This window comes from Paraburkholderia sp. GAS82 (assembly GCF_050436285.1).
Taxonomy (GTDB): domain Bacteria; phylum Pseudomonadota; class Gammaproteobacteria; order Burkholderiales; family Burkholderiaceae; genus Paraburkholderia; species Paraburkholderia phenazinium_B.
Map to the genome: position 1 here is coordinate 1040453 of NZ_JBNDLX010000001.1, position 24010 is coordinate 1064462.

A 24010-nucleotide genomic window follows, 5' to 3' on the forward strand; every position below is an offset into this window, starting at 1 on the left:
GACCCGCACGATGCACGCTGCGCCGTGCGGGGCGATCTGCTTCCAGCTCCACGACACCATGCGATCCAACCTTCAAGATTCGTCTGCCGTACCCGCTCTCGTGCCGGTTTCTCATGAGGGTATTGCTTTGCCGCTCAAGCTGCTGCTGCCGGCGTTTTTCTCCGTGGCGATCGTTGTCGTGCTGCCGTTGCTGTTTTCGCTCTACACGAGCTTCACCGCCTACCGCCTGATCGAGCCTGAGACGATCTGGCATTTCATTGGCCTGCGCAACTATCTGCGTGCCTTTGCCAACGAAGATTTCTGGGCCGCATTCGGCCGCACGGTGCTGTTCCTGACGATTGCCTTGAATCTGGAACTCGTGCTGGGCCTCGGCATCGCGCTCCTGCTCAACGAGGTCACCAAAGGCCAGCGTATTTTGCGCACCATCATGATGTTCCCGATGATGTTCTCGCCGGTGCTGGTCGGCTTTCAGTTCAAGTTCATGCTCAACGACAGCACCGGGGTGGTCAATCATCTTCTGCAAACACTGTTCGGCCTGAAAAGCACGATTCCCTTTCTGGTCAATGCGAATTCGGCGCTGGCCTCGCTGGTCGCAGCCGAGGTCTGGAACTCGACACCCGTTTTCGCCGTGATCCTGCTTGCCGGGCTGATGGCGTTGCCGAAAGATCCGATCGAAGCATCCAAAGTCGACGGTTGCACGCCGCTGCAAACCTTCCGTTATGTGACGCTGCCGTATCTGATGCCGTTCGTCTACATTGCGATGACGATCCGCTCGCTCGATGTCGGCCGGGCCTACGACATTGTGCGCATCATGACGAACGGCGGTCCCGGCGGGCGCACCGAACTACTGTGGACGATGGTGGGCCGTATCGCCTACGACGACTCGCATATGGGCTACGCGAATGCAATCGGCTATGTGTCGGTGCTCGTTTCCGTGCTGTTCACGCTGTACTTCTTCCGCAAGCTAAATGCCGCACGCAGACATATGGGACCCGCCTGAACATCATGAGCACGACTATTGAACGCGATTACCGGGTTTCCTCGCCAGGGGCGCCGCTCAGGCGGGCCGCGTTGTGGTTCGCCGTCTTCATCGTGATGGCGGTGATCTGCCTGCCCGGCCTGTGGGTTGTGCTCAACGCATTTCGCTCGAACGTGGCGATCCTGTCGAACCAGCCGCTCTCCGATGCCAGCAGCTATACGCTCGACAACTTCCGCAACATGTTCGGCTTCGGTGCAATGGCCTCGCTGCCGATTCGTCAGTACTTTGTGAATTCGATGCTGATCTCGTTGGCGAGCACCTGCGCCGCGATCGTGGTCGGCGTGTTAGGCGGCTATGCGTTTGCACGCTTCGAGTTCCGCCACAAGAAGACACTGTTCGTGGTCCTGATGCTCACGCGGGCCATTCCCGGCATCGCGCTTTCGTTGCCGATCTTCATGCTGTGGGCGTGGACAGGTCTGCTCGATACGCGCATCGGCGTCATCATCGTGTATCTCGCGATGAACGTGCCGTTTACCGTCTGGCTGATCGATGGTTTCTTTCGCGAAGTGCCGGCGGAGCTCGCCGAGGCCGCCCAGATAGACGGTTGCACCCGCTGGCAGGCGTTCTGGCATATCGAGCTGCCGCTCGCGCAATCGGGCGTGGCGTCGGCGGCGATTTTCGCCTTCCTGACGAGCTGGAACGAATTCGCGCTGGCCTCGCAACTGTGCCGCAGTCCCGATACCAAAACACTCCCCGTCGGCCTGATGGACTTCACCGCGCAGTTCACGGTGGACTGGGCCGGCATGTGCGCGATGGCGGTGATCATCATCGTTCCGGCCATCGTGCTGACTTTCATTGTTCAGAAACACCTGATTGCGGGGCTTACGCTCGGCGGCGTCAAAGGATAAAACTACCATGACCGTTATCGAAAACGTCGAAATCCGGCAGGTCGACCTGCAGCCGAAAGTGCGGCGCACGGACGCCATCCAGTCGTTCGTCGTGCAGGAAACCATTCTGGTGACGATTCGCTGCAGCGACGGCAGTAGCGGAACCGGCTATACGTACACGATCGGCACCGGCGGCTCGTCGATCGTCGCGCTGCTGCACGATCATCTCGTGCCTCGGCTGATAGGCCGCAATCCCGCGGAGTACGAAGCAATCTGGCGCGATCTGTTCTTCCATACGCATGCAACCGCGGTGGGCGCGATCACCGGCCTCGCACTGGCCGCCGTCGATACGGCGCTATGGGATCGCAATACGCGCGTGGCGGGCCTGCCGCTGTGGATTGCTGCCGGCGGCGCGCAACAGCGTGTGCGCACCTACACGACCGAGGGGGGCTGGCTGCATCTGTCGCAAGACGAGCTGGTCGAGCAGACGCTGCGGGCACAAGCCGAAGGGTTCCGCGGGGCGAAACTGAAAGTAGGGCGCCCGCATGTGTCGGAGGACGCCGCCCGCCTGACTGCCGTGCGCTCGGCTGTGGGCGACGGCTTCGAACTGATGGTCGATGCCAATCAGGGATTCACGCTGGCCGAGGCGCTGCGACGGGCGCACGCGTTTGAACCGCTACGGCTCGCGTGGCTGGAGGAACCGATGCCCGCCGAAAGCCTCGACGCGCATCGGCGTCTGTGTGCTGCGACGACGGTGCCGGTTGCGGTTGGCGAATCGCTTTACCACCCGGCGCAGTTCGCCGAGTATGTGAAGGCGGATGCATGCTCGATCGTTCAGGCGGATGTTGCCCGCGTGGGCGGCATTACGCCGTGGTTAAAAGTTGCGCATATTGCCGAGGCGATGAACATTGAGATCTGTCCGCACTTTCTGATGGAGCTGCACGTAAGCTTGTGCGCGGCCGTACCCAATGCAAGCTGGCTCGAGTACATTCCTCAGCTGGACTCGTTGACTGGCACTTCGATCGTGGTGGAGCAGGGGTATGCCACACCGCCGGCGTCGCCAGGAATCGGTATCGACTGGGACTGGGACGCGATTCGCGCGCAACAGCGTCTGCACGTAGAGCTCGACACGCCGGTCAACGCCTGAGTACACGCGTAGCCTGCCGTTTGCCCCTGTTATGGAGTGTCGCATGCGCTTCTGTCTCGCCCTCGATCTTCGCGACGACCCGGCCGTGATGGCGGAGTACGACCGCTATCACCGGGAGGTCTGGCCCGAGGTGCTCGAACATCTTCGGGCTTCGGGTATTCATGACATGACCATCTGGCGGCGCGAGAACCGCCTGGTCATGCTAATCGACGCCGATCCCGGATTTGCGCCGGAGCAGCTGGTCATCGGGCCGGGCACGCATCCGCGAGTGAAAGAATGGGAGACGCTGATGGCGAGCTTCCAGCAGCCCTTGCCTCATGCCGAGAAAACCGCTTGGCAGCCGATGGAGAGTGTGTTTCGTCTGAGCGAACAGATCTGACCAGGCCGCCGCGACGGGTGTCGTACCAGCGTTCGCTTACAATCTTCCAGTGTAGCCGCTACATTTACGATTGTGATTGAACGGGACGACACCGGAACTGGAGGCATGGAGAGCCAATGAATCCATCGGAACGCATTGACGAACTGATCGCAGGGCTGACGGATTGGCGCGGTAAGACTTTTGCCAGCGTGCGCAAGAGCATCCTTGGGGCGGACCCGGAGATTATCGAGGAATGGAAGTGGATGGGCAGCCCGGTGTGGTCGCGCGACGGAATGATCGCGGTGGCAAATGCCCACAAAGGGAAGGTGAAGGTCACCTTTGCCCACGGGGCGAGTCTGGCGGATCCGGACAAGCTTTTCAACGCGGGGCTCGAAGGCAACATGAGACGGGCGATCGACTTTCTTGAGGGCGATAAGGTCAATGACCGTGCTTTGAAAGCCCTTGTACGCGCCGCGATCGAATATAACCAGACCAAACTGAAGAAGAACGCGCCTGCAAGGCCTCGGGCGAAAACGGCTGAAACTAAAAAGCCCTGAGGCGCGGCGAACCCCTGCATGGGGTTTTTGTCTGGTTGACAATTGTAGACAATCTACTTAATTTAGATGTGTCGCCTGACTGGTTGACCGTCTGGACGGGCGGTGGCGGGTCGTGCGTTTGCCTCTCAATCCCAGTGAAGTGCGCCGCGATCACTAGCGGTTTGCTTACCCAGCAAAGGATAGGACATGTCAAAAGTTAGTATGGTTGTCCGCGCGGTGGTCGCGCTTGGCCTTGCGGCGCTCATGATGCCGGGCTATGGATCGACGCTGGATTCTGTCATCCAGGCGAAGAAGCTGCGCTGCGGCGTCATGCTCGACTCACCGCCCGCGGGTTTCCGGACGCCCGATAACAAGCCCGATGGCTTCGACGTGGCGTATTGCCAGGATATGGCGAAGGCGCTCGGCGCCGAGGCCGAGATTGTCGAAACGCCGTCGCCTGACCGTATCCCGGCGCTGGTGTCGAACCGGATCGACGTGCTGATTGCGTCGACCACGAATACCGCGCAGCGCGGCATCAGCGTGGCCTTCAGCCAGCCGTACATCAATTACGTGACCGTCGTGCTGGCCCGGAAAGGCGCAGGCATTCAGTCGTATGACAGTATGAAGGGACACGCTCTGGGCGGCGTCAATGGCACCTCGACCGAGCAGTTTCTGAACAAGTCCATCGCCCAGTGGAAAAACCCGAAGACGACCTATACCGGCTTCGCCTCCGATACCGAGGCCTATCTGGCGCTCCAGCAGGGGAAGGTCGATGCGATCCTGGTCTCGGCGTCCACCGCCGACCTGCTGGTGAAGAGCGGAAAGTTTCCGACGTTCGTCGTGGGCGGAACGGCAGACCTGTCCGACATGGATTCGATCGCCGTCAAGCGTGACGACTATCAGTTTCTGCAGTGGGTGAAGCTGTTTGTCTGGAATCAGGTGGCATCGGGCCGGTACAAGGAACTGTATAACAAGTACATCGCGCCGGGCGAGCCGGCACCGCTCAATCTCAAGGGCGTCGACTACTGAACCCGCGATTGCGGCACGTCGGGACTGCGTCTGATTGGGAGTACATGTGTCTGGTTATACCTTTTACTGGTCTCTCGTGTGGGATGCATGGCCCGAACTGTTGAGCGGAGTGCGGCTGACAGTCGAGATCACGTGTCTCTCCGTCTTGTTCGGAACGCTGCTGGCCATGCCGCTGTCGGTTGCAAGACAGAATGGGCGGGGCGTCGCCGGAAAATTTTCGTCGGCATGGATCGAGGTGGCGAGAAATACACCAACGCTGTTTCAGGTGTACATGATGTACTTCGGCGTCGGCGCCCTCGGCATCAACATCTCGAGTTTCGCCTCGGTGCTGATTGCGCTGACTTTCAACAACGCGGGCTACCTCGCCGAGATCTTCCGCGGGGGCCTGGTTGCCGTTCCTCCGCAACAACTGAGAGCCGCTCGCTCACTGGGCATGAGCCAGTGGCAGGCATACCGCAAGGTGATCTTCCCGCAGGTTTTCAGCCACGTGTTTCCGGCGTTCATCAATCAGGCTGTGTGGGCACTGCTGAATTCATCCTTAGGCATGCTGATCGGTTTGAGGGAGTTGACCGGTGCGGCCAACGCGGCACAGTCAGTCTCGTTCCGGAGTTTCGAATTCTTCCTGGTGACCGCGGGTATCTACTACGTGCTTGCCAAGGCCATCGAGTTCGGCTCGAAGATCGTGTTTCGCCGTGCCTTGAGGACCTAGCGTATGCAGTTCATTCTGGCGGATCAGGGCTTTCATTGGAGCGACGCGCAGTTTCTGCTCATCGGAGCGCTCCATACCCTGCTCGTATCGGTCCTTGCGGGGGGGATCGGAACGTGCGGAGGCATCGTCCTCGGCTGGCTTCGACATGTGTCGCCGGGAATCCGTGTCGTCACCACTCCTTACGTCGATATCACGCGCAGCGTTCCGTTGCTCATCCAGCTGATTCTTGTCAACAGCGCGCTTTCGATGTCTGGCAACGCGTTCAGCACGTTCTGGTTGAGCATCATTGTCCTGAGTTCGTCCATGACCGTGGTGACCTCCGAAGTGGTGCGGGGCTCGCTCGGATCGGTGCCGTACGCATACATCCGTGCGGCACGCTCGCTCGGCATGGGCTATTTCCAGACGCTCTTCCATATCTCCGCGCCCCTGGCACTGCGCACGGGGCTGAGTGCATGGATCGGGCTTCTGCTTGGATTGACGAGAGATACGGCGCTGGTGAGCGTCGTCGGATACGTCGAGTTTATGAAGTCGGCGCAGATACTCATCTCGCGTACCAATGAAACCTTGCCGCTGCTGCTTGGGGTCGGGCTGTTCTATTTCGTGATCTGCTATCCCGTGTCGCGTTACAGCGCTCATTTGCAAAGAGGCATCGCATCATGATCGAAATCCGTTCGGTCCATAAGAAGTTCGGCGAGGTCGAGATCCTGAAAGGGATCGATCTGGACGTAAAAAAAGGCGAGCTGCTGTGCCTGTTGGGCGCCAGTGGCTCGGGCAAGTCGACCTTGCTTCAGTGCATCAATGGGCTGGAGCCGATTCAGGGGGGATCGATCACGGTCGACGGTATCAATGTTCATGCGAAGGACACCAACCTGAATCGCCTGCGACAGAAGCTTGGAATTGTCTTTCAGCAGTACAACGCGTTTCCGCACCTGACTGCACTGGAGAACGTCATGCTTGCGCTGCGGCTGGTCGCCAAACGCAGCCGTAGCGACGCCCGCGCGATCGCGAAGAAGCATCTGGAGCACGTGGGTCTCGGCGACAAGGCGGATCTGTTGCCGACGCGGCTGTCGGGCGGTCAGCAGCAACGTCTGGCAATTGCCCGCGCACTGGCCATGGAACCGGCGTACATGCTGTTCGATGAGGTGACGTCGGCACTGGATCCGGAACTGGTTGGCGAAGTGCTCGACACGATGCGTCTGCTGAAATCCGAAGGCATGACCATGGTCGTCGTGACTCACGACATTTCGTTTGCGCGCCAGTCCGGCGACCGCGTCGCCTTTCTCCATTCGGGACAGGTCTGCGAGGTTGGCACGGTGGCGGAAGTGCTCGGCAGTCCTCGCGATGAGAGAACCCAGCGGTTTTTGCAGCGCGATTCGAGAGCGTGACGACAGTCGAAAGGTAATCAATCAGAAATACGAAGGGCGTGCATTCGCCCGGCAACATCCATCTGCACAACCAAGGAGCGCCATGATTTCGTTTGACCTTAAAAATCGCGCGGCACTGGTCACCGGCGCCGCGTCGGGCATAGGCCTGGAGACGGCGAGGCTGCTCGCACGCTCCGGTGCCACCGTGGCTATCAACTTTCTACCGAACGATCCGCGTGGTCCGGAGGCCGTGAAAAGCATTCGGGCAAGCGGCGGCACGGCGTTTGCGGCGCCAGGCGACGTAGGCAACCCGGGTAGCGCGGAAGAGATGGTCCGAACGGCCATCGAACAATTGGGACGTCTCGATCTTCTGGTGAATAACGCCGGCGTACCGGGCGTGAGCAAACCGATTCCGATCGCCGATCTCGACTCTGTCACCGAGGATCTCTGGACGGTCATCATGAATACCAACCTCATGAGCGTGTTTCGCTGCTCGAAGTTCGCTGCCAAGGCTTTGGCCGAAGCGAAAGGTGCGATCGTCAACACGGCTTCGATTGCCGGGTTCGGCTCGGTGAGCAGCAGCATCTGTTACAGCGCGTCCAAGGCGGCGGTGATCAATCTGACCAAAAACCTCTCCCGTTCGCTTGCGCCCAATGTTCGGGTGAATGCCGTTGCGCCGGGCGTAGTGGAAAGTTCGTGGGGGATCGGCTGGACTGAGGAACACAGGAAGGAATCGATCGAAAAGACGCCGCTCAAGCGCTGGGCAACCACGGCGGACGTCGCCGAAACGATTGCCTACCTGGGCTTCGGCGCACGGATGATGACGGGTCAAACGGTCATTATCGACGGCGGAATTTCCCTCTAACTTCGCGATCGGGCCCCGTAACAAGGCCCAGAATCGCATTGACGGATTGTAGATAATCTGCAATATTTAAGGAAACCGATCCACTGTGGAGAGATGTCATGAGTACCGGCGAGCTTAACGATGGATTCCGTCAATGCATGCGCAGACTGGCTGCCAGCGTCAGCGTGATCAGTTGCGCTCGCGACGGTGGGTGGTTCGGCATGGCGGCCACGGCCGTTACCTCGCTCTCCCTGGAGCCTTGCTCGATGGTGGTGTGCCTGAATACGTCGTCGTCGGTGATCGGACCGCTGATGGCCGAAGGGCGCTTCTATGTGAACGTCCTCAAACGCTCGCATGCGGATGTGTCGAGTGCGTTTGGGGGAAAGCTCAAGGGTTCGGAGCGTTTTGGCGCGGGCCATTGGGAAGGCGACACTCTGGGTATCCCCTACCTCACCGACGCGCAGGCCAATCTGCTCTGCAGCGTCGGAGAGACCATCAGATATGGGACCCATGTGGTCGTGATCGGCAAGGTCGAAGAGGTCCGGTTTGCCGAAGAGGTCAGTCCCCTCATTTACCAGGACGGGACCTACGTCACTACGGCGGCGCTCGCAGCCGCAGCAGCATGAACGGTAGCGGTTTTGATTGGAACGTAATCTGGAGAGTTGGATGAAATTCGGAATTTTCAGCCTCATGACCCTGCGTGATCATCCGCAAGGGGCCGCTGGTGTGATGAGCGACACGAAAACGATGGTGCAGACCGCGGAACATCTGGGCTTCGACACGGCATGGTTCGCGGAGCACCACTTCTGCAACTATTCGATGTGTGCGTCGCCGCTGATGATGGCGTCCTACGCCGCGGGCTGGACCAAACGCATCAAGCTCGGTACGGGGGTGATCGTATTGCCGCTCTACAACCCCGTGCGGGTTGCCCAGGAGATCGCGCTGCTCGACATCCAGTCGGAAGGGCGCGCGGTAATCGGAGTCGGCACGGGCTACCAGCAGTTCGAATTCGAGCGTTTCCGCCTGCCTATCGAGGAAAAAGTGGAGATGTTCCTGGAGTACTGGAACGTCGTCGAGAGCGCGCTGCTCAATGGCGAGGTCGAATTCGAAGGTAAATACATCACGGTGCCCAGGTCGACCTTTGCCGTGCGGACTCTGCAGAGTCCGATACCGCCGGTGTATGTCACGAGCAGCCAGATTCCGCTGCTGGAGCGGATCCGCAACAGCAACGCCACACCGTTTCTTGCCGCCAGTACGCTCGGTTCGCCGGTGCTGTACAAGATGGTCGATCAGCTCGATCAGAACTGGCAGGCGGTCGGTGTCGATCCGAAAACGAAGCCGTTGGCCATCATGCAGTACGTGCATGTCACGGACAGCCGCGCGGAAGCACTCGAGGCCGGCGAGCGTGCACGCTATGTGGGTCGCATGGCCAACCACCTTCGTTTTAACGATCTCCCGATGGATGGCAGCTTCATCAGCGACGAGCCATTCGACGGGGAGCAGACGATTGAACAGTATGCGGCGAACACAGTCGTTGGCACTCCAGAACAGGTGGCCGAGCGGATCGTCCAGGATCTGCGCCGCCTGAATCCGACGCACTACGCCTGCAATTTCCAGTTTGGGTGCATGCCGCTCGAACGGGCACGTCGTTCGTTGGAACGGTTTGTTTCTGAGGTTTTACCGCTGGTCGAAAAGGAATTGGGTCCGATCGAGCGGATCGGCCAGGAGCGGCTTGAAGGGCAGGTGCTCGTCAAGGCCTGATCCTGGCGTGTTGCTTGAACAGGAGGGTTTCCAATGAAATTCGCACAATATCCCAGTCTTGTAGATCGCCATGTGCTGGTGACAGGCGGCGGTGGCGGCATCGGTGCCTCGCACGTCGAGCAGTTCTGGCGCCAGGGCGCGCGGGTTGTGTTTATCGAACGTGACGAAGCGGCGGCACGCTCGCTGCTCGACAAGCTGGACGCGCCTGAAAACAGGAAACCGGTGTTTTTGCACGTCGATCTTTGCGATATAGCCGCAGTGCAGAGCGCGATCGCCGGTCATTGCGCACAGCATGGCGATATCGAGGTGCTGGTCAACAACGCCGCGCACGATGAGCGGCACGACCTGGAAAGCGTCTCCGTCGAATATTTCGACGAACGCATCGCGCTGAATCTGCGGCACCTGTTCTTTTGCGCGCAGTCGGTCGTGCCCGGCATGGTCCGCTCCGGCGGCGGGTCGATCGTCAATGTCGGCTCCTTCAGCTGGCGCGTAGGACTTGGCGGGATGCCGATCTACATTGCGGCCAAAGCGGCTATCGAAGGTTTGACGCGCGGCCTCGCACGGGATCTCGGTCTGCGCGGAATCCGCGTGAATACGCTCGTGCCGGGCTGGGTGATGACGAAGCGGCAACTCGAACTATGGGTCACAGACGAAGGCAAGGCCGAAATCCAACGGCGTCAGTGCCTCAAGGATCTGGTCATGCCGGACGATATCGCGCGGATGGCGCTTTGGCTCGCCTCCGACGACAGCCGCATGTGCAGCGCCCAGAGCTTTGTGGTGGATGGCGGCTGGAGTTGATACGGCCGCCGGTGTCGGATCTGATTTTTGGCGTCCCACGTGGCGCCTGAAGGCGTTGAATCTCGCTATCTGCGCTGTTGCCGAACTGCCGTACAATGTCGATTATCGACATTTTTTAAAGGCATCTCGCGGTGGTTCTGAAAACAAAGGCACAGGTGGGCGGCCTCGCTCCGAAAGTGGCGCTCGATAGCGTCGAGTATGCCGCGATGCAGATCAGGGACGCGATCGTCTCGGGGCGTTTTGCGCCAGGCACCCGGCTGATTGAAAGCCGGTTGACAGACCAGCTAAACGTTTCGCGGCACCCGGTGCGGGAGGCGCTGAAGCGTCTTAGCCGGGAGGGCTTCGTCGAGGTACGGCCCAACCGTGGTGCAATCGTCGCCGAGATCAATCCGGAAAACATTCTCGAGGTGTATGCAATCCGCTCGGCGTTAGGGACGATTGCACTGCGCGCGCTGGCATCGAAACCTGAACTGCTCACGGGCAGCGTCATCCGCGATCTCGAGCGGCTCACGCGCAACGCATTGCGCTTTGCCAAGGAGCCGGACCAGAACGCCTCGATCAACAATCACCTTGAGTTTCAGGACGCTATTGTCAAGGCGAGCCAGTTGGAGAAGACCGCGCGCTATTTCGAGGAGTTGACGGCCGAGGTGGTGCGCTTCAACAATCTGTTGAGCATGACCTATACAGATCGCGAGAAGGACGCGCTCGAGAGGATCGAGGCGCTCGCAAAGGCAATCAAGGACAAGGATTTCGTTTTGGCTGAGCAGATCTGGCAACACTCGTTCACGTTAGCGGCCGAGCGGTTCATTGAACGCATGGGCGACGATCACGCCAAAGCGCCGAACGCGAGCTGACGGCACCTGCAACGCCCTCCAATCCATACTCACGCATATCCATAGCTCAAATCTGTGGTTCTGCGCTGCGCATCACATTCCTATACTGACCCGTTGCTTCGGCAAACTGAATCCGCGGCTCGATCGTTTCGATCGCCGCCTTGCAGCCGGACACGCCCGGTCCGTGCGTTTTCAAAAAGGAATGAAGGCATGCAGGTCTCCAACGACACCGCCGCACAGTCGCGGCTTCAGGCGGCTTTATCCGCGTTGCCGGCTTTGGCTGAAGCGATCGGCGAAGACGCCGCGCAGCGTGAAGCCAGGCGTGAGTTGCCGTTTGACGCATTCACGCTGTTTCGCGAGTCGGGGCTGGGTGTCTTGCGTCTTCCGCTGGAGTGGGGCGGTTTAGGCGGGACGCTGGAAGACCTGTTTCATGTCGTCACCACTCTGGCTGCGCATGAGTCCAATGTGGCGCACGCCTTGCGGATTCATTACGACCTGACCGAGTCGCTGGTGCTCTCGCCGCGCTCTACGTTCAACGATATTCAGATCGAACGCCTGCAGAAGGGTGCGATCTTTGGCGGAGCATCTACTGAACTCGGAACCGCACGTCCTGGCGAAATCGCCACCAGACTGGTACGCGACGGCGGACATTATCGCGTGTCGGGTCGCAAATACTATTCGACGGGAACCGCGTTTTCCGACTATGCGCGCATCAACGTGCAGGATGAGAATGACGAGACCATGCAGATCGTGATTCCGGTGACACGTGAAGGTCTGCAGGTTCTCGATGACTGGGATGGCATGGGCCAGCGCATGACGGCAAGCGGCGGTCTCGTGCTCGACAATGTGCGCGTCTATACGCATGAAATCGCCGCACGTGGGAGCACCACGCTGGCAGGACGGCACGGCGGCGCGTTGCGGCAGTTGCATCTGGTGGCAGTGGCTGCCGGGATTGTGCGCAACATCGTGGCCGATGCGCGACGCTACGTGACGCAGTTCGGCCGGCCCGTGTTGCATAGCCCTGCGCCCTCGGCGCGCGAGGATGGTTTCGTGCAACAGGTGATCGGCGACCTCGCAGCGCATAGTCTGTCAATCGACGCCCTGGTGCAGCAAAATGCGCGCACGCTGGACCGCTCGGCGAACGCGATCCGCAAAGGCGTGAGCAATGCCGAAGAACTGGTGCTCGAAGGTGCGCTCGCCACGGCCAAGACCCAACTGGTGGTGAGCAAACTCGCGCTCTATACAGGCGAACGTCTGTTCGAAGTCGGCGGAGCGTCAGCCACGGCGCGCTCGCATAACTTCGACCGTCACTGGCGCAACCTGCGCACGATTTTCAGTCACAACCCACTGCTGCACAAGGCGCGCGTGATCGGCGATTACGAGTTGAATGGCGTGACCACTCATCTGACTGAAGGGCGGGTGTTCTAGCTGCTTGCAAATCGGTTCTGATTTCCTTAAGTTGCTGGCCGCATATCCTTGTGCAGATTTATTCGTGGCGTGATGCCGTTCGAGGGTTGAGAATCGTTCGACTCATCCCCTATGGATCCGCCGCACATCATGAGCCGAGACCTTCTCTTACTCCTCGAACCGGGCTTTACCGATCCGAAGCATCCTGGCGAGCGCTTCATTTGCCCCCATGGCGCGCCCATCGAAGGGCTTCTTGCAAGCGACCCATCGAAGAGCGCCAGCCTCGACATCCAGCGTTTGCCGTTTGCGCGTCCACGCGAGGTGGCGATCCAGGCGCTCGATGCGGATCATCAGGGCCTGCCCGTGCTGATCCTCGGCGACGAGGCGCCGGTGCCCGACGACGCGCAGACGCTAGGCAGCAAGCGTTTCGTCACCGACACCAACCGCATTCTTGCGCTGCTCGCCGAACGTCACGGCTTCCCGAAGGTCCATTGACGCTGTCTGGCGGGCCCTCCACCGGTCCGCGCAGTCGAGCCGGTTGCGGGGCTGCGTTACACGCCGCTTGCACTTGCGCTCGCGAGGCGAGCGAAGACGATCCCGCTACGGAGACTTTCTCATGAGCCACGCTGCCGGCCGGCAAGCGCCGCGCCAGTTGCATCTGAACATCAATATCCTGCACTCCGGTTTCGTCCCGTCAGCGTGGCGAATCGCGGAGGCGGATCCGCATGCGTTCATCGATGCCGGTCACTACGTCCGTGTCGCGCAGATTGCCGAGGCAGCGAAATTCGATGCCGTGTTCCTCGCCGATAACGCTTCGATTGCCGATCAGATTAACTTTCGTCCGATCACCGCGCTCGAACCGACGGTGCTGCTGGCGAGCATCGCGGCTGCTACTTCGCGCATCGGTGTGATCGGGACGGCATCGACCAGCTACAACGAGCCGTATAACATTGCGCGGCGTTTCGCGACGCTCGATCACGTCAGCGCAGGGCGCGCCGGCTGGAACGTCGTCACGACCGCCGACCTGGCCTCGGCGCGCAATTTCGGCCGCGAGGCGGTGCCCGACCACACCGAGCGCTACGCGCGCGCGGCCGAGTTCACCGAGGTGGTCAAGGCGCTCTGGGATAGCTGGGAAGACGACGCGTTCATCGGCGATAAAACCAGTGGACATTTCGTCGATACCGGCAAGGTTCATCCCGTCGCCCACCGCGGAAAATATTTCGATGTGCAAGGGCCGTTGAACCTGCCGCGCTCGCCGCAGGGGCATCCGGTACTCGTGCAGGCCGGAGCATCGCCGGATGGCCGCGATCTCGCGGCACGCCATGCTGAAGCAGTATTCTCTGCCTCACAGTCGTTTGAAGAGTCGCTCGCCTATGGCCGCGAGCTAAAGGCCCGCGCAGCAAGCTACGGGCGCAATGCAGTGAAGGTGTTGGCAGGCCTGACGACCATTATCGGCGCCACGGAAAGCGAAGCCTTGCGGCGACGCGACGAACTGGTCGATCTGATTCCCTGGAGCTACAGTGTGACGCGCCTCGCCGGCACACTAGGTATTCCCGCGGACAAACTCAAGCTCGACGAGCAACTACCCGACAATCTCACGCTACCGGGTGGCGGCAATGGTAACCATACCTTCTTTCACGCAACCATCGCGCAGGCCCGGCGGCATGGCTATACGGTGCGAGAGCTGATCCGTTCGCTTGCGGGCGGCGGTGGGCATCGCGTGATCGTCGGGACTCCAGAGCAGATCGCCGATGACATCGAGCATTGGTTCAACGCCGGCGCCGCCGATGGCTTTAACCTGATGCCCGACGTTCTGCCGGGCGGCCTGCAGGATTTTGCCGATGGCGTCGTGCCGCTCCTGCAACAGCGCGGCATTTTTCGCCCCGACTATGAAGGCCGCACGCTGCGCGAGCACCTCGGGCTCGCGCGCCCCGATAACGGACGTGTCTGGCAAGAGAGCGCCTAGGGCCGCCCGTCGATTCCTCATTTTCTCCGTCCATCACCATGACCCAACGCACTGGCCAATTGCGCCTCGGCGCTTTTCTCTATCCCTCAGGACACCATATCGCAGCGTGGCGTCATCCCGAAGCGCAGGCCGATGCTGGCGTCAATTTCAGGCACTACGTGAAGCTGGCCCAGGCGGCGGAAGCGGCAAAATTCGATCTGGTGTTTCTCGCGGATGGTGTCGGTACGCGTGGCGACAATGTGGAGTTTCTCAGCCGCACGGCGCATAGCTACGTCGCGCAGTTCGAACCTATTACCTTGCTATCCGCGTTGGCGGCCGTGACGGAACATGTGGGTCTGGTCGCAACGGCCTCCACCAGCTTCAACGAGCCGTACCACGTCGCCCGCAAATTCGCGTCGCTCGATCACATCAGCGGCGGGCGCGCGGGATGGAACCTGGTCACTTCGTCCAATGAGCATGAGGCAAAGAACTTCAACCGCGACAAGCATTTCGAACACGCGGAGCGCTATGAGCGCGCAATCGAATTTGCCGAGGTAGTAGAGGGTCTGTGGGACAGTTGGGAGGACGATGCATTCCTGCGCGACAAGGATCAAGGACGCTTCTTCGATCCGGAGCGGCGGCACGTCCTTGATCACAAGGGGCGCTTTTTCCAGGTCAGGGGCCCGCTGAATGTAGCCCGTTCGCCGCAGGGGCATCCGGTCGTCGTGCAGGCTGGATCGTCGGAGGCGGGGCGCGACCTTGCAGCCCGCACGGCGGAGGTTATCTTCACAGCGCAGCAGACGCTCGAGGACGCCATCGATTTCTATTCGGACGTCAAGGGACGCCTCGCACAATATGGCCGGCACCCGGACGACCTGAAAATCATGCCTGGCGTGTTTCCCATCGTGGGCCGCAGTGAAAGCGAGGCGCGGGAGAAATTCGAGCAGTTGCAGGCGCTGATCGATCCAAAGGTGGGCCTTGCACTGGTGTCAGGGCTGACTGGCGGCTTTGATCTATCCGGCTATCCGCTCGACGGTCCGATCCCCGAATTGCCCGAGACGAATGCGAGCAAGAGCCGTCAGTTGTTGACGCTTGAGTTGGCGAGGCGCGAGAATCTGACGATCCGGCAGTTGTATCTGCGGGTAGCAGGTGCCCGAGGGCACTGGCAACTCGTCGGTACGCCGGCGCAGATTGTCGATCAGCTCGAGGAGCGCTTCGTGAAAGGCGGTGCCGACGGTTACAACGTCATGCCGCCGGTCCTGCCGGCCGGGCTGGACGATTTTGTCGAACTCGTGATCCCCGAACTCAGACGACGCGGCCTGTTCCGCAGCGAATACGAGGGCCGCACGTTGCGCGACAATCTGGGACTTCGACGACCGGTCAACCGCCATGCTCGAGCCGCGTGATGCAACGAGGGAACCCGATGAGCACCATCCACAATGAAGTCGATCTCGATGCCGATGGACGTCATGTCGGTTATCTGCGCCTGCCTTATTCGGTGCATCGCTCCGCGTACGGATGGGTGCCGATTCCGATCGCGTCGGTGCGCAACGGCGATGGCCCCGTCGTGCTGCTCATGGGTGGCAACCACGGCGACGAATACGAAGGACAGGTACTCGTTTCCAGCCTGATTCGCGAGATCGAGCCTCAGTGGGTGCGCGGTCAACTGATTTTCCTGCCGATGGCGAATTTTCCGGCGGCTGCGGCGGGTCTCAGGACTTCGCCGCTCGATGGCGGCAATCTGAACCGCAGTTTTCCAGGTGATGCCCAAGGTTCGCCAACGGCGGCGATCGCCGATTACATCGAGCACACGCTGCTAGCGCGCTCGCAATATCTGATCGACGTGCATTCGGGCGGCAGTTCGCTGCTCTACGACGGCGCCAATATGCTGGCCATCGAGCCGCGCGATCCTGAGGAAGAGGAGCGGCTCAAAGCGTTGCTCGCCGCTTTCGGCTTACCGCGAGCGTTTTTGCATCGGCCGAATCCCGTCCATGCAGCGACCGCAGCGCGCCGCCAGGGCGCCATCTCCATTCTCACTGAACTCGGAGGCGGCGGTACCGTGCAGGCCAGGCTGCTGCGCGATGCGCGGCAAGGCCTGCTGAGTCTGCTGGGTTTCATCGGACTGCTGAGCGGCCCGCTCGTGCCCGACGGGCCACCCGCACAAACACGCTTCTTTACTGTGTCCGGCTCACGTCATTACGTGTATGCCTACGATCGCGGCGTGTACGAGCCGCTCGTCGAACTCGGCGACCAGGTCGTGGCCGGCCAGCCCGCGGCACGCATTCATTTCCCGGATACGCCGCTGCGTGAGCCGGTCACGACGTTCTTCGCGGCAGCGGGCGAGGTTGTCTGCAAGCGCGTGCCGGCCGCAGTAGAGCGTGGCGACTGTCTATTCCATCTCGCCGAACCCGTTTGAAAGCAATCCGAAATAAATAGTCCGCCAATATTGCGGCAATTCTAACGCTTTATTCTCGATCGAATAATCCGTTAATGCAGCGCGAATTATATATATGGACTCCCTGGAATAACCATACGTAAATTGTTTGGTTCGATCCTCAATAGCAGCCTGTTATCTTCTTTTTAATTCGACGGACATCAAGGTCGGACGGAAAAAAGATTCAACAAAAAAGGGGAAACACGATTCCCCTGTCTGCTATGACATACGAAATCATCGATACCACATTGCTGGATCCCGTTGCGCAGCCTTTGCTGGATGCGTTGAATGTCGAGTACACCACCCGCTATAGCGAGTTTCGGGCCGCCGGGTCTGCCACGGTGAGCGAAGAGCTCGCACGCTATCCGGCCGAACTGTTCGTGCCGCCCGAAGGGGCGTTCATTGTGATCCTGCGCAACGGAGAGACGGTCGGCGGCGGTGCTTTCAAGCGCTATGACGCGACGACTGCGGAACTCAAGCGCATCTGGACCCATGCGAGTCAGCGGCGTCAGGGCCTCGCGCGCCGCGTCGTTCAGGAGCTCGAAACACGTGCGATACGCCAGGGTTATCGCCGCGTGTATCTGACTACTGGTTTCCGGCAGCCGGAGGCTGCTGGACTCTATACCCATGCTGGCTACGAACCCCTGTTCGATCGTTCGATCGCACCGGAGATCCATTTTCGTCTTCCGTTCGGCAAGGATTTGCTGGAGCCGGGCCGCACCGATTCGCTACGCGATCTGATCCACCCTGGGCCGCTCGGCCGCCGGTAGGAAAGCACGCGTATTACCCGTCGATCAGATCGTCTATTTCAACAAGGCATATCAAGTCATGAAGCAAAGTCGGAAAGTCTTATTGGCAGTGGCCGGAACGTTCTTCGCTTTGGCACTGGGCGTGGCCGGTACGGCGTGGGCCGCGAGCACGTTCAATCTGAGCCCGGATCAGCACGATCGTGTCCGGGCCACGCCTGATGCGGCGGCGATCAAGGCCGTGCCGCCTTCGTTTCAGTTCGCCTCGAAGGACGAACTGGTGATCGGTATGGCAGTCGCGTGGCCGCCGCTTGGCGCTTACGCAACGGACGAAAAGACGGTGGTCGGATTCGACCCGGACCTCGCGCAACTGGTGGCTGACGGCCTCGGCCGCAAGCTGAAAATCGTCGTGCTTGCCTGGGAAGACTGGCCGCTCGCCTTGCAGTCGGGCAAGGTCGATGCAGTTTTATCGAACGTGACCGTGACCGAAGAGCGCAAGGAGAAATTCGACTTCTCGACCTATCGTCGCGATGTGCTCGGGTTCTACGTAGCGGATTCGAGCCCGATCAAGGTGATCCGTGAACCGAAGGACGTCGCAGGACTGCGCGTCATTACCGATTCTGGAACGAACCAGGAAAAGATCCTGCTCGCGTGGGACAAGGAAAATGTCGCGCATGGTCTGAAGCCGGTCCAGGTTCAGTACTACGACGACATCGCCGTGCGCGATGTGGCGCTGCGCTCGGGACGTGCCGATGTGATTCTGAGCGTCAACTCGGCACTCGCCTACGAGGCCGCGCAGAAGGGCGGCATACGGGCGGTGGGTACTATCAGCGGCGGCTGGCCGATCCTGGCCGATGTCGCGATTACCACCCGCAAGGGTAGCGGACTCGCTGCGCCGCTCACGCTGCTGCTGAACGACCTCATTAGCAGCGGGAAATACACACAGGCTCTCGACCGCTGGAGTCTGGGCTCCGAAGCGATCGACAAGGCCCGGACGAATCCGCCAGGTCTGCCGAAAAGCTAGCTTGGACGGGCAGCGCGAGCTGCCCGGATGAAGCTCTGCTTTATCTCTTCGCCGTATCTCATCAGTATTGCTAAGAACTAATAGATTGCTCCTCACACTGCTGAAATCAGCCGGTGTGGCGGAGCGTTGTCTTCGCCTACCACCAACGGACAGTTCGATGCGCAAGAAAAACAGGAAAAATAACGCTGCCGAGGCAGCCACCGGAGTTCGCATAAAGTTGCTCTCGGCCGCCGTTCTGGCGATTACATGCAACGGCGCGGCATGGGCACAGGGCGCAACTGCGCCGGCGCAGGCGAGCGATGCCGCAGCGACCGCGGCCGGAGCCCAGCCCGCGGCAACAGTCCCTAACGCGGCGCAGTCCGAGAAAACAGCTCCGGCAGCGAAACACGCTGTCGCTAACGGTACCGTGCAGCAGGACACCGTCGTCGTGACCGGCACACGCACGAGTACGAAGGCGAGCCAGAGCCTGACCCCGATCGACGTGATCAGCGGTGCGCAGTTGCAGTCTACCGGGCAGAGCAACCTGCGGGACGCACTCGTCAAACTGTCGCCGTCGATTACACGGGAAACCTACGCTGGGGATACGGCGCAGTTGACCGATGCGCTGTCGCTGCACGGCCTGACGCCGGACCACGTGCTCGTGCTGGTGAACGGCAAACGTCGCCATACGACAGCCAATATCGCACTCGACGGTGGTCTCAACCAGGGTTCGACGGGCGTCGACATTGACATGATCCCGGTCGCGCTGATCGATCACATCGAAATCCTGCGTGACGGTGCTTCGGCGCAGTACGGATCGGACGCGATTGCCGGTGTGATCAACATCATCCTGAAGTCGGCCTCGCACGGGGGCTCGCTGCAGACGACAAGCGGCCAGACTTACGACGGCGACGGCTTCAAGAACGGCGAGTCCGCCAATATCGGCCTGAATCTCGGCGATCATGGCTTTCTCGACCTCGCAGCAGAATACGATCGCCAGAATCATACGGTCCGCACCGGTCCCGACGATTATTTCGGAACCTTCCAGCCGGGGCATGGCTACTACAACCCGATCGAGGGCGACCCGGCCAGCACACGGGAGTCAGTGGGCTTCAATGCGGGGTATTACCTCGGCGACGACGTCGAACTGTATGGCTTTGGCACCTACGCTCACCGCGATGCCGAGGCTTACCAGAACTATCGTCCGCGTTCAGTGTTGCCGCAGGTGTATCCCGGCGGCTTCGTGCCCACTGAGACGGTCAACGAAAACGACTATTCCGTCACCGCGGGCGCCAAAGGCCAGAATCTGTTCGGCTGGTCCTGGGATCTGAGCACGACCTACGGCGGCGACAATGAAGGCATAGGCCTGGTCAACTCGGCCAACACCGCACTGTACGCGGCGGATGGATTTACGCCGACCAGTTTCCACCTTGCCACCGTCAGCAACACGCAACTGACGAACAATCTGGATTTTTCGCGGGCGTTCCAATTGCCGCTGCTGCCGGCGCCGGTCAACGTGTCGTTTGGTCTTGAACAGCGGCGTGAGACCTACAGCGTGGGGCCCGGCGATGAGTATTCCTATCTGTTAGGTGGGGCACAGGCGTTGCCGGGGCTTGCGCCCGTTAGCGCCAGCGACAACTCGCGCAACGTGCTCGGCACGTATATCGACCTCTCTACCCACCTGACGCAGAAGTGGACGGTCGATCTGGCGGGACGCTTCGAGCATTACAGCGATGTCGGCGACACGACGAACGGCAAGATCTCGACGCGTTACGACTTCACGCCGCAGATTGCAGTGCGCGGCAGTGTCAGTACCGGATTCAGGGCGCCGTCTCTCGCTGAGGAGTACTACAGCAACGTCAACGAATCGCCGGCATCGGTTAGCGGCCTTCTGGCGGCCAATTCGGTAGCGGCGAAGCTGATCGGCGCGCAGCCGTTGAAGCCAGAGGAGTCGACCAACTACAACATCGGCCTCGTGCTGACGCCCGTCAAGAACCTCAATGTGACGATCGACGCTTACCAGATCGACATTCGCAACCGGATCGTCGAAGGCGGCACGGCCTCTGGCGCGGCGGCGATCGCAGCAATGGAGGCCGCAGGGTTGTCGGTGCCAAGTTCGGTGCCAGCGTCAGCGGTGTCTGCGAGCTACTTCACGAACGGTGCGAGTACGCGTACCCGTGGCCTCGACCTGTCCGGCACCTGGCACACCAGCTTTGGTGCATATGGACAGGTGGACTGGGATCTCGGTGTGAACCTGAATACAACGTCGGTCACGCACGTGGCGAACGGGGCGAATGGTCAACCAGAACTCAACGCGCAGCAGATCGCGTGGCTGACCACGGCGACGCCGAAGAACAAGATCATCATCGGCGGCACCTGGCATCTCGACAAGTGGGGCGTGAGTCTGCACGAGACGCGCTTTGGGTCGACCTCGAGCGAGGAAACCTACATCGTGGGGCCTAATGCGTTCTCGACGACGCAGTTCATCCACTTCGAGAACGCAGCGCGATACGTCACCGACCTCGAGGTCCGGTACGACGTGACGAAGCGATTCCAGATAGCGGCGGGGGCGAACAACCTGTTCAACGTCTATCCGTCGAAGCTCCCGTACCAGGCTCAGCTCGAAGGCGCGCAATACGACGCGTTTGCTTCGACGATCGGCGAGGACGGCGGTTTCTATTATCTGCGTGCCCGCTACACGTTCTGACGTAATTCGTCATATGCATAGCAAAATTTGCTCGAACGACATCGGCTTGCGATGGCGATAATGGAACAAGCGGATGTCGCCCGGCAAGTTTCCCGTAACTCTGTTCCCGCGCGAGTTTTAGTGCGCGGGGAGGTATCGATATGTCCTATTCCCTTTCGATTCTCGACAAAAGTCCGATTGCCGACGGAACGAATGCTCACGACGCGCTGCGCTTTACCGTCCGGCTCGCGCAACGTGCGGAAGCGTTGGGTTACAAGCGTTACTGGATTGCAGAGCATCATGGCGCGCCAGGGCTCGCCAGTTCCGCGCCTGAGATTGTGGTGTCCCATCTGCTCGCACATACGTCGCGCATCCGCGTGGGTTCCGGTGGCGTGATGCTGCAGCATTACAGCCCTTTTAAGGTGGCCGAAGCGTTCCGCGTGCTCGCCTCTCTGGCGCCGGGCCGCGTCGACCTGGGCGTCGGCAAGGCGCCGGGCGGCTTGCCGCTGACGACGCGCGCGCTTCAATGGTTTCACGACAAGGCAAAGAAGCCTGACTTCGCCCATCAGCTTGCCGAACTGGACGCGTTCCTCAAAGCGGGCATGGACGTCGATCATCCTTTGGCTGGAGCAATCGCGTTGCCCCAGCCGCCCGAAGCGCCGCAAGGCATCCTGCTAGGCGGCAGCCCGGAAAGTGCTGCGCTTGCCGCGAAACACGGCTGGCAATTCTGCTATGCCGGTCACTTTAACGGCGATAGCGACAGCATCGGCCGCTCCATTGATACGTACCGCGATGCAACAGGACGTACGCCGCTGCTCGCGCTCTACGCGTTTGCTGCGGAGTCCAAAGCAGAGGCTCAACGTCATGTTGGTCCATTGCGTATTTTCAAACTGCGGCTCGCCACCGGGCAGAGCGTGAATCTTCCCAGCCCCGAGGCCGCAGCGGAGTTCGCGCGGCAAACCGGCGTGAGCGATTACCGCCTCGACGAACTGCATCCGCACGTCGTGACCGGTACCGCAGACGATGTGCATCAGGAACTCGACGCATTGCACGAGCGCTTCGGCATCGAGGAATTCGTGATCGACACCCCCGTAGCGGACTATGCGCTGCGACTCGCTTCGTTCGAAGCACTATCCCCTGTAGAACAGGCCGCGCGCGTCTGACCGTTCCTACATTCACGCTCATTTTCGTTTACCGGATCCAATCATGACCCAGCGAAATCTTACTTTCGGCATCATGCTACATGGCGCAGGCGGCCATATGAATTCCTGGAAGCATCCGGCTGGCCCCGCCGATGCCAGCGTCAACCTCGATTTCATCACGGGTATCGCGCAGAAGGCGGAGGCCAACGGCGTTGCATTTGCTTTCGTAGCCGATGGCCTTTATATCAACGAGAAGTCGATTCCCCATTTCCTGAACCGTTTCGAGCCGATTTCGATCCTGTCGGCCCTGGCGACCGCCACCTCGAAGATCGGTTTGGCGGGCACGCTCTCGACTTCGTACAGCCATCCGTTTACGGTGGCACGGCAGTTCGCTTCGCTTGACCTGATTAGCGGCGGACGCGCGGGATGGAACGTCGTGACCTCGCCGCTCGAAGGCTCCGCGAAGAACTATGGCGGCGAGCATCCCGATCACGAACTGCGTTATCAGATCGCCGACGAATATCTGGAGGCGGTGCAGGGACTATGGGACAGTTGGGATGACGATGCATTCGTGCGCGACCGCGAGAGCGGACGTTTCTTCGATCGCGAGAAGTTGCATACGCTCAACCATAAGGGCCGTTTCTTCGAGGTGGCGGGCCCGATCAATATCCAGCGTTCACCTCAGGGACAGCCGGTGATTTTCCAGGCAGGCTCATCGGATTCCGGCATTGCGCTTGCCGGCAAGTATGCGGATGCGGTGTTTACCCATTCGCCATCGCTCGAAGAAACGCGGGCGTTCGCGGAGAGCGTGAGGCAGAGCGCAGTCGAGCACGGGCGCGCGGCGAGCGACGTCAAGATATTCCCGGGCATTGGGCCGATCGTCGGCGCGAGCGCAGAGGAGGCGGAAGCGAAGTACCGCGTGATCCGCGACCTGATCTCGATAGAGGAGGCGCTCGCCTATCTGGGCCGTTTCTTCGAACATCACGACTTCACGCAATACCCGCTTGACGAGCCGTTCCCCGAACTCGGTGACCTCGGCAAAAACAGCTTCCGTTCGACCACCGACCGCATCAAGGCCGAAGCGAAGAAGAATGGCTCGACCTTGCGCGAGGTCGCATTGGAAGTGACGACACCGAAGCCGCAATTCATCGGCACAGGCGAGCAGATCGTGGACGAACTGATTCGCTGGTTCGACGCCGGTGCGTCCGATGGTTTCATCCTTGGTTTTCCGGTGCAGGCCGAAGGTTTCGACGACTTTGTGCGCTACGTGATCCCGGCGCTGGAGGCGCGTGGCCGCTATAGCCGAACGCTGGCCGGCCAAACGCTGCGTGATCATCTTGGGTTGCCGCGACGCGAAAGCCGCTACGCTGCCGCGGAAACGGCATGACTGACGTAGCGCGAG

At 60.5% G+C, this 24010-nt stretch carries 24 protein-coding genes; all 24 read left to right on the top strand.

Features of this window, described 5'->3' with window-relative positions; translation table 11 throughout:
• The first annotated feature begins 58 nt into the window (after positions 1-58).
• The 24 genes from P3T17_RS04525 (at position 59) to P3T17_RS04640 (ending at position 23995) form a co-directional block, all read left to right on the top strand.
• Positions 59-1000, top strand: a complete 942-nt coding sequence (locus P3T17_RS04525) for a carbohydrate ABC transporter permease (protein WP_083611514.1) — start codon at positions 59-61, stop codon at positions 998-1000.
• 5 nt (positions 1001-1005) lie between these two features.
• Positions 1006-1887, top strand: coding sequence for a carbohydrate ABC transporter permease (locus P3T17_RS04530; protein ID WP_429404948.1), 882 nt, complete (start codon positions 1006-1008; stop codon positions 1885-1887).
• A 7-nt stretch (positions 1888-1894) separates the two neighbouring features.
• Positions 1895-3013: a mandelate racemase/muconate lactonizing enzyme family protein gene (locus P3T17_RS04535; protein WP_074264498.1), complete on the top strand. Its 1119-nt coding sequence runs from the start codon at positions 1895-1897 to the stop codon at positions 3011-3013.
• 43 nt (positions 3014-3056) lie between these two features.
• The gene (locus tag P3T17_RS04540; RefSeq protein ID WP_429404950.1) at positions 3057-3392 is read left to right on the top strand and encodes an L-rhamnose mutarotase; all 336 of its coding nucleotides are present in this window, start codon (positions 3057-3059) and stop codon (positions 3390-3392) included.
• 116 nt (positions 3393-3508) lie between these two features.
• Positions 3509-3928 (top strand): DUF1801 domain-containing protein, encoded by a 420-nt coding sequence (locus P3T17_RS04545; RefSeq protein WP_074264500.1) that lies wholly within the window; start codon positions 3509-3511, stop codon positions 3926-3928.
• Between the two features lie 186 nt (positions 3929-4114).
• Positions 4115-4936 (top strand): transporter substrate-binding domain-containing protein, encoded by an 822-nt coding sequence (locus tag P3T17_RS04550; RefSeq protein ID WP_074264501.1) that lies wholly within the window; start codon positions 4115-4117, stop codon positions 4934-4936.
• Positions 4937-4982: 46 nt separating this feature from the next.
• Entirely contained in the window at positions 4983-5645 is a 663-nt protein-coding gene (locus tag P3T17_RS04555; protein ID WP_074264502.1) for an amino acid ABC transporter permease, read from the top strand.
• Between the two features lie 3 nt (positions 5646-5648).
• Complete coding sequence (locus tag P3T17_RS04560) at positions 5649-6305, top strand: amino acid ABC transporter permease (protein WP_429287000.1); 657 nt, start codon at positions 5649-5651, stop codon at positions 6303-6305.
• Entirely contained in the window at positions 6302-7030 is a 729-nt protein-coding gene (locus P3T17_RS04565; protein WP_074264504.1) for an amino acid ABC transporter ATP-binding protein, read from the top strand. The genes P3T17_RS04560 and P3T17_RS04565 overlap by 4 nt, the downstream gene beginning before the upstream one ends.
• An 82-nt stretch (positions 7031-7112) precedes the next feature.
• Positions 7113-7874, top strand: a complete 762-nt coding sequence (locus tag P3T17_RS04570) for an SDR family NAD(P)-dependent oxidoreductase (protein WP_429404952.1) — start codon at positions 7113-7115, stop codon at positions 7872-7874.
• Between the two features lie 98 nt (positions 7875-7972).
• The gene (locus P3T17_RS04575; RefSeq protein WP_074264506.1) at positions 7973-8479 is read left to right on the top strand and encodes a flavin reductase family protein; all 507 of its coding nucleotides are present in this window, start codon (positions 7973-7975) and stop codon (positions 8477-8479) included.
• Between the two features lie 40 nt (positions 8480-8519).
• Positions 8520-9614 carry an LLM class flavin-dependent oxidoreductase gene (locus P3T17_RS04580; protein ID WP_429404954.1) on the top strand — a complete coding sequence of 365 codons (1095 nt, stop codon included), beginning with the start codon at positions 8520-8522 and terminating at the stop codon, positions 9612-9614.
• 33 nt (positions 9615-9647) lie between these two features.
• On the top strand, positions 9648-10412 hold the full coding sequence (locus P3T17_RS04585) for an SDR family NAD(P)-dependent oxidoreductase (protein WP_429404956.1): 765 nt from the start codon (positions 9648-9650) through the stop codon (positions 10410-10412).
• Between the two features lie 131 nt (positions 10413-10543).
• Entirely contained in the window at positions 10544-11266 is a 723-nt protein-coding gene (locus P3T17_RS04590) for a GntR family transcriptional regulator (protein ID WP_217272807.1), read from the top strand.
• 189 nt (positions 11267-11455) lie between these two features.
• Positions 11456-12673, top strand: coding sequence for an acyl-CoA dehydrogenase family protein (locus tag P3T17_RS04595; protein WP_429404958.1), 1218 nt, complete (start codon positions 11456-11458; stop codon positions 12671-12673).
• 129 nt (positions 12674-12802) lie between these two features.
• Entirely contained in the window at positions 12803-13147 is a 345-nt protein-coding gene (locus P3T17_RS04600; RefSeq protein WP_074266061.1) for a DUF3088 domain-containing protein, read from the top strand.
• 121 nt (positions 13148-13268) lie between these two features.
• Positions 13269-14618: an LLM class flavin-dependent oxidoreductase gene (locus tag P3T17_RS04605; protein ID WP_429404960.1), complete on the top strand. Its 1350-nt coding sequence runs from the start codon at positions 13269-13271 to the stop codon at positions 14616-14618.
• A 38-nt stretch (positions 14619-14656) separates the two neighbouring features.
• Positions 14657-16003 carry an LLM class flavin-dependent oxidoreductase gene (locus P3T17_RS04610; RefSeq protein ID WP_429404961.1) on the top strand — a complete coding sequence of 449 codons (1347 nt, stop codon included), beginning with the start codon at positions 14657-14659 and terminating at the stop codon, positions 16001-16003.
• Positions 16004-16020: 17 nt separating this feature from the next.
• Positions 16021-17013, top strand: coding sequence for a succinylglutamate desuccinylase/aspartoacylase family protein (locus P3T17_RS04615; RefSeq protein WP_429404963.1), 993 nt, complete (start codon positions 16021-16023; stop codon positions 17011-17013).
• A gap of 239 nt (positions 17014-17252) precedes the next feature.
• Positions 17253-17801 (top strand): GNAT family N-acetyltransferase, encoded by a 549-nt coding sequence (locus P3T17_RS04620; RefSeq protein ID WP_429404964.1) that lies wholly within the window; start codon positions 17253-17255, stop codon positions 17799-17801.
• Positions 17802-17859: 58 nt separating this feature from the next.
• The gene (locus tag P3T17_RS04625) at positions 17860-18801 is read left to right on the top strand and encodes an ABC transporter substrate-binding protein (RefSeq protein ID WP_429404965.1); all 942 of its coding nucleotides are present in this window, start codon (positions 17860-17862) and stop codon (positions 18799-18801) included.
• A 157-nt stretch (positions 18802-18958) separates the two neighbouring features.
• A complete protein-coding gene (locus P3T17_RS04630) occupies positions 18959-21487 on the top strand; it encodes a TonB-dependent receptor plug domain-containing protein (protein ID WP_429404966.1) in 2529 nt (842 codons plus the stop codon).
• 140 nt (positions 21488-21627) lie between these two features.
• Positions 21628-22629 (top strand): LLM class flavin-dependent oxidoreductase, encoded by a 1002-nt coding sequence (locus tag P3T17_RS04635; protein ID WP_429404968.1) that lies wholly within the window; start codon positions 21628-21630, stop codon positions 22627-22629.
• Positions 22630-22672: 43 nt separating this feature from the next.
• The gene (locus tag P3T17_RS04640) at positions 22673-23995 is read left to right on the top strand and encodes an LLM class flavin-dependent oxidoreductase (protein ID WP_429404970.1); all 1323 of its coding nucleotides are present in this window, start codon (positions 22673-22675) and stop codon (positions 23993-23995) included.
• The last annotated feature ends 15 nt before the right edge of the window (positions 23996-24010 follow it).

What these genes read in the sequence shown, in the direction of transcription:
- P3T17_RS04625 (WP_429404965.1), top strand. Translation starts at nt 17,860, where the DNA reads ATGAAGCAAAGTCGGAAAGTCTTATTGGCAGTGGCCGGAACGTTCTTC.
- P3T17_RS04600 (WP_074266061.1), top strand. Translation starts at nt 12,803, where the DNA reads ATGAGCCGAGACCTTCTCTTACTCCTCGAACCGGGCTTTACCGATCCG.
- P3T17_RS04585 (WP_429404956.1), top strand. Translation starts at nt 9,648, where the DNA reads ATGAAATTCGCACAATATCCCAGTCTTGTAGATCGCCATGTGCTGGTG.
- P3T17_RS04565 (WP_074264504.1), top strand. Translation starts at nt 6,302, where the DNA reads ATGATCGAAATCCGTTCGGTCCATAAGAAGTTCGGCGAGGTCGAGATC.
- P3T17_RS04535 (WP_074264498.1), top strand. Translation starts at nt 1,895, where the DNA reads ATGACCGTTATCGAAAACGTCGAAATCCGGCAGGTCGACCTGCAGCCG.
- P3T17_RS04605 (WP_429404960.1), top strand. Translation starts at nt 13,269, where the DNA reads ATGAGCCACGCTGCCGGCCGGCAAGCGCCGCGCCAGTTGCATCTGAAC.
- P3T17_RS04595 (WP_429404958.1), top strand. Translation starts at nt 11,456, where the DNA reads ATGCAGGTCTCCAACGACACCGCCGCACAGTCGCGGCTTCAGGCGGCT.
- P3T17_RS04615 (WP_429404963.1), top strand. Translation starts at nt 16,021, where the DNA reads ATGAGCACCATCCACAATGAAGTCGATCTCGATGCCGATGGACGTCAT.
- P3T17_RS04635 (WP_429404968.1), top strand. Translation starts at nt 21,628, where the DNA reads ATGTCCTATTCCCTTTCGATTCTCGACAAAAGTCCGATTGCCGACGGA.
- P3T17_RS04620 (WP_429404964.1), top strand. Translation starts at nt 17,253, where the DNA reads ATGACATACGAAATCATCGATACCACATTGCTGGATCCCGTTGCGCAG.
- P3T17_RS04525 (WP_083611514.1), top strand. Translation starts at nt 59, where the DNA reads ATGCGATCCAACCTTCAAGATTCGTCTGCCGTACCCGCTCTCGTGCCG.
- P3T17_RS04630 (WP_429404966.1), top strand. Translation starts at nt 18,959, where the DNA reads ATGCGCAAGAAAAACAGGAAAAATAACGCTGCCGAGGCAGCCACCGGA.
- P3T17_RS04580 (WP_429404954.1), top strand. Translation starts at nt 8,520, where the DNA reads ATGAAATTCGGAATTTTCAGCCTCATGACCCTGCGTGATCATCCGCAA.
- P3T17_RS04530 (WP_429404948.1), top strand. Translation starts at nt 1,006, where the DNA reads ATGAGCACGACTATTGAACGCGATTACCGGGTTTCCTCGCCAGGGGCG.
- P3T17_RS04540 (WP_429404950.1), top strand. Translation starts at nt 3,057, where the DNA reads ATGCGCTTCTGTCTCGCCCTCGATCTTCGCGACGACCCGGCCGTGATG.
- P3T17_RS04575 (WP_074264506.1), top strand. Translation starts at nt 7,973, where the DNA reads ATGAGTACCGGCGAGCTTAACGATGGATTCCGTCAATGCATGCGCAGA.
- P3T17_RS04640 (WP_429404970.1), top strand. Translation starts at nt 22,673, where the DNA reads ATGACCCAGCGAAATCTTACTTTCGGCATCATGCTACATGGCGCAGGC.
- P3T17_RS04610 (WP_429404961.1), top strand. Translation starts at nt 14,657, where the DNA reads ATGACCCAACGCACTGGCCAATTGCGCCTCGGCGCTTTTCTCTATCCC.
- P3T17_RS04545 (WP_074264500.1), top strand. Translation starts at nt 3,509, where the DNA reads ATGAATCCATCGGAACGCATTGACGAACTGATCGCAGGGCTGACGGAT.
- P3T17_RS04550 (WP_074264501.1), top strand. Translation starts at nt 4,115, where the DNA reads ATGTCAAAAGTTAGTATGGTTGTCCGCGCGGTGGTCGCGCTTGGCCTT.
- P3T17_RS04570 (WP_429404952.1), top strand. Translation starts at nt 7,113, where the DNA reads ATGATTTCGTTTGACCTTAAAAATCGCGCGGCACTGGTCACCGGCGCC.
- P3T17_RS04560 (WP_429287000.1), top strand. Translation starts at nt 5,649, where the DNA reads ATGCAGTTCATTCTGGCGGATCAGGGCTTTCATTGGAGCGACGCGCAG.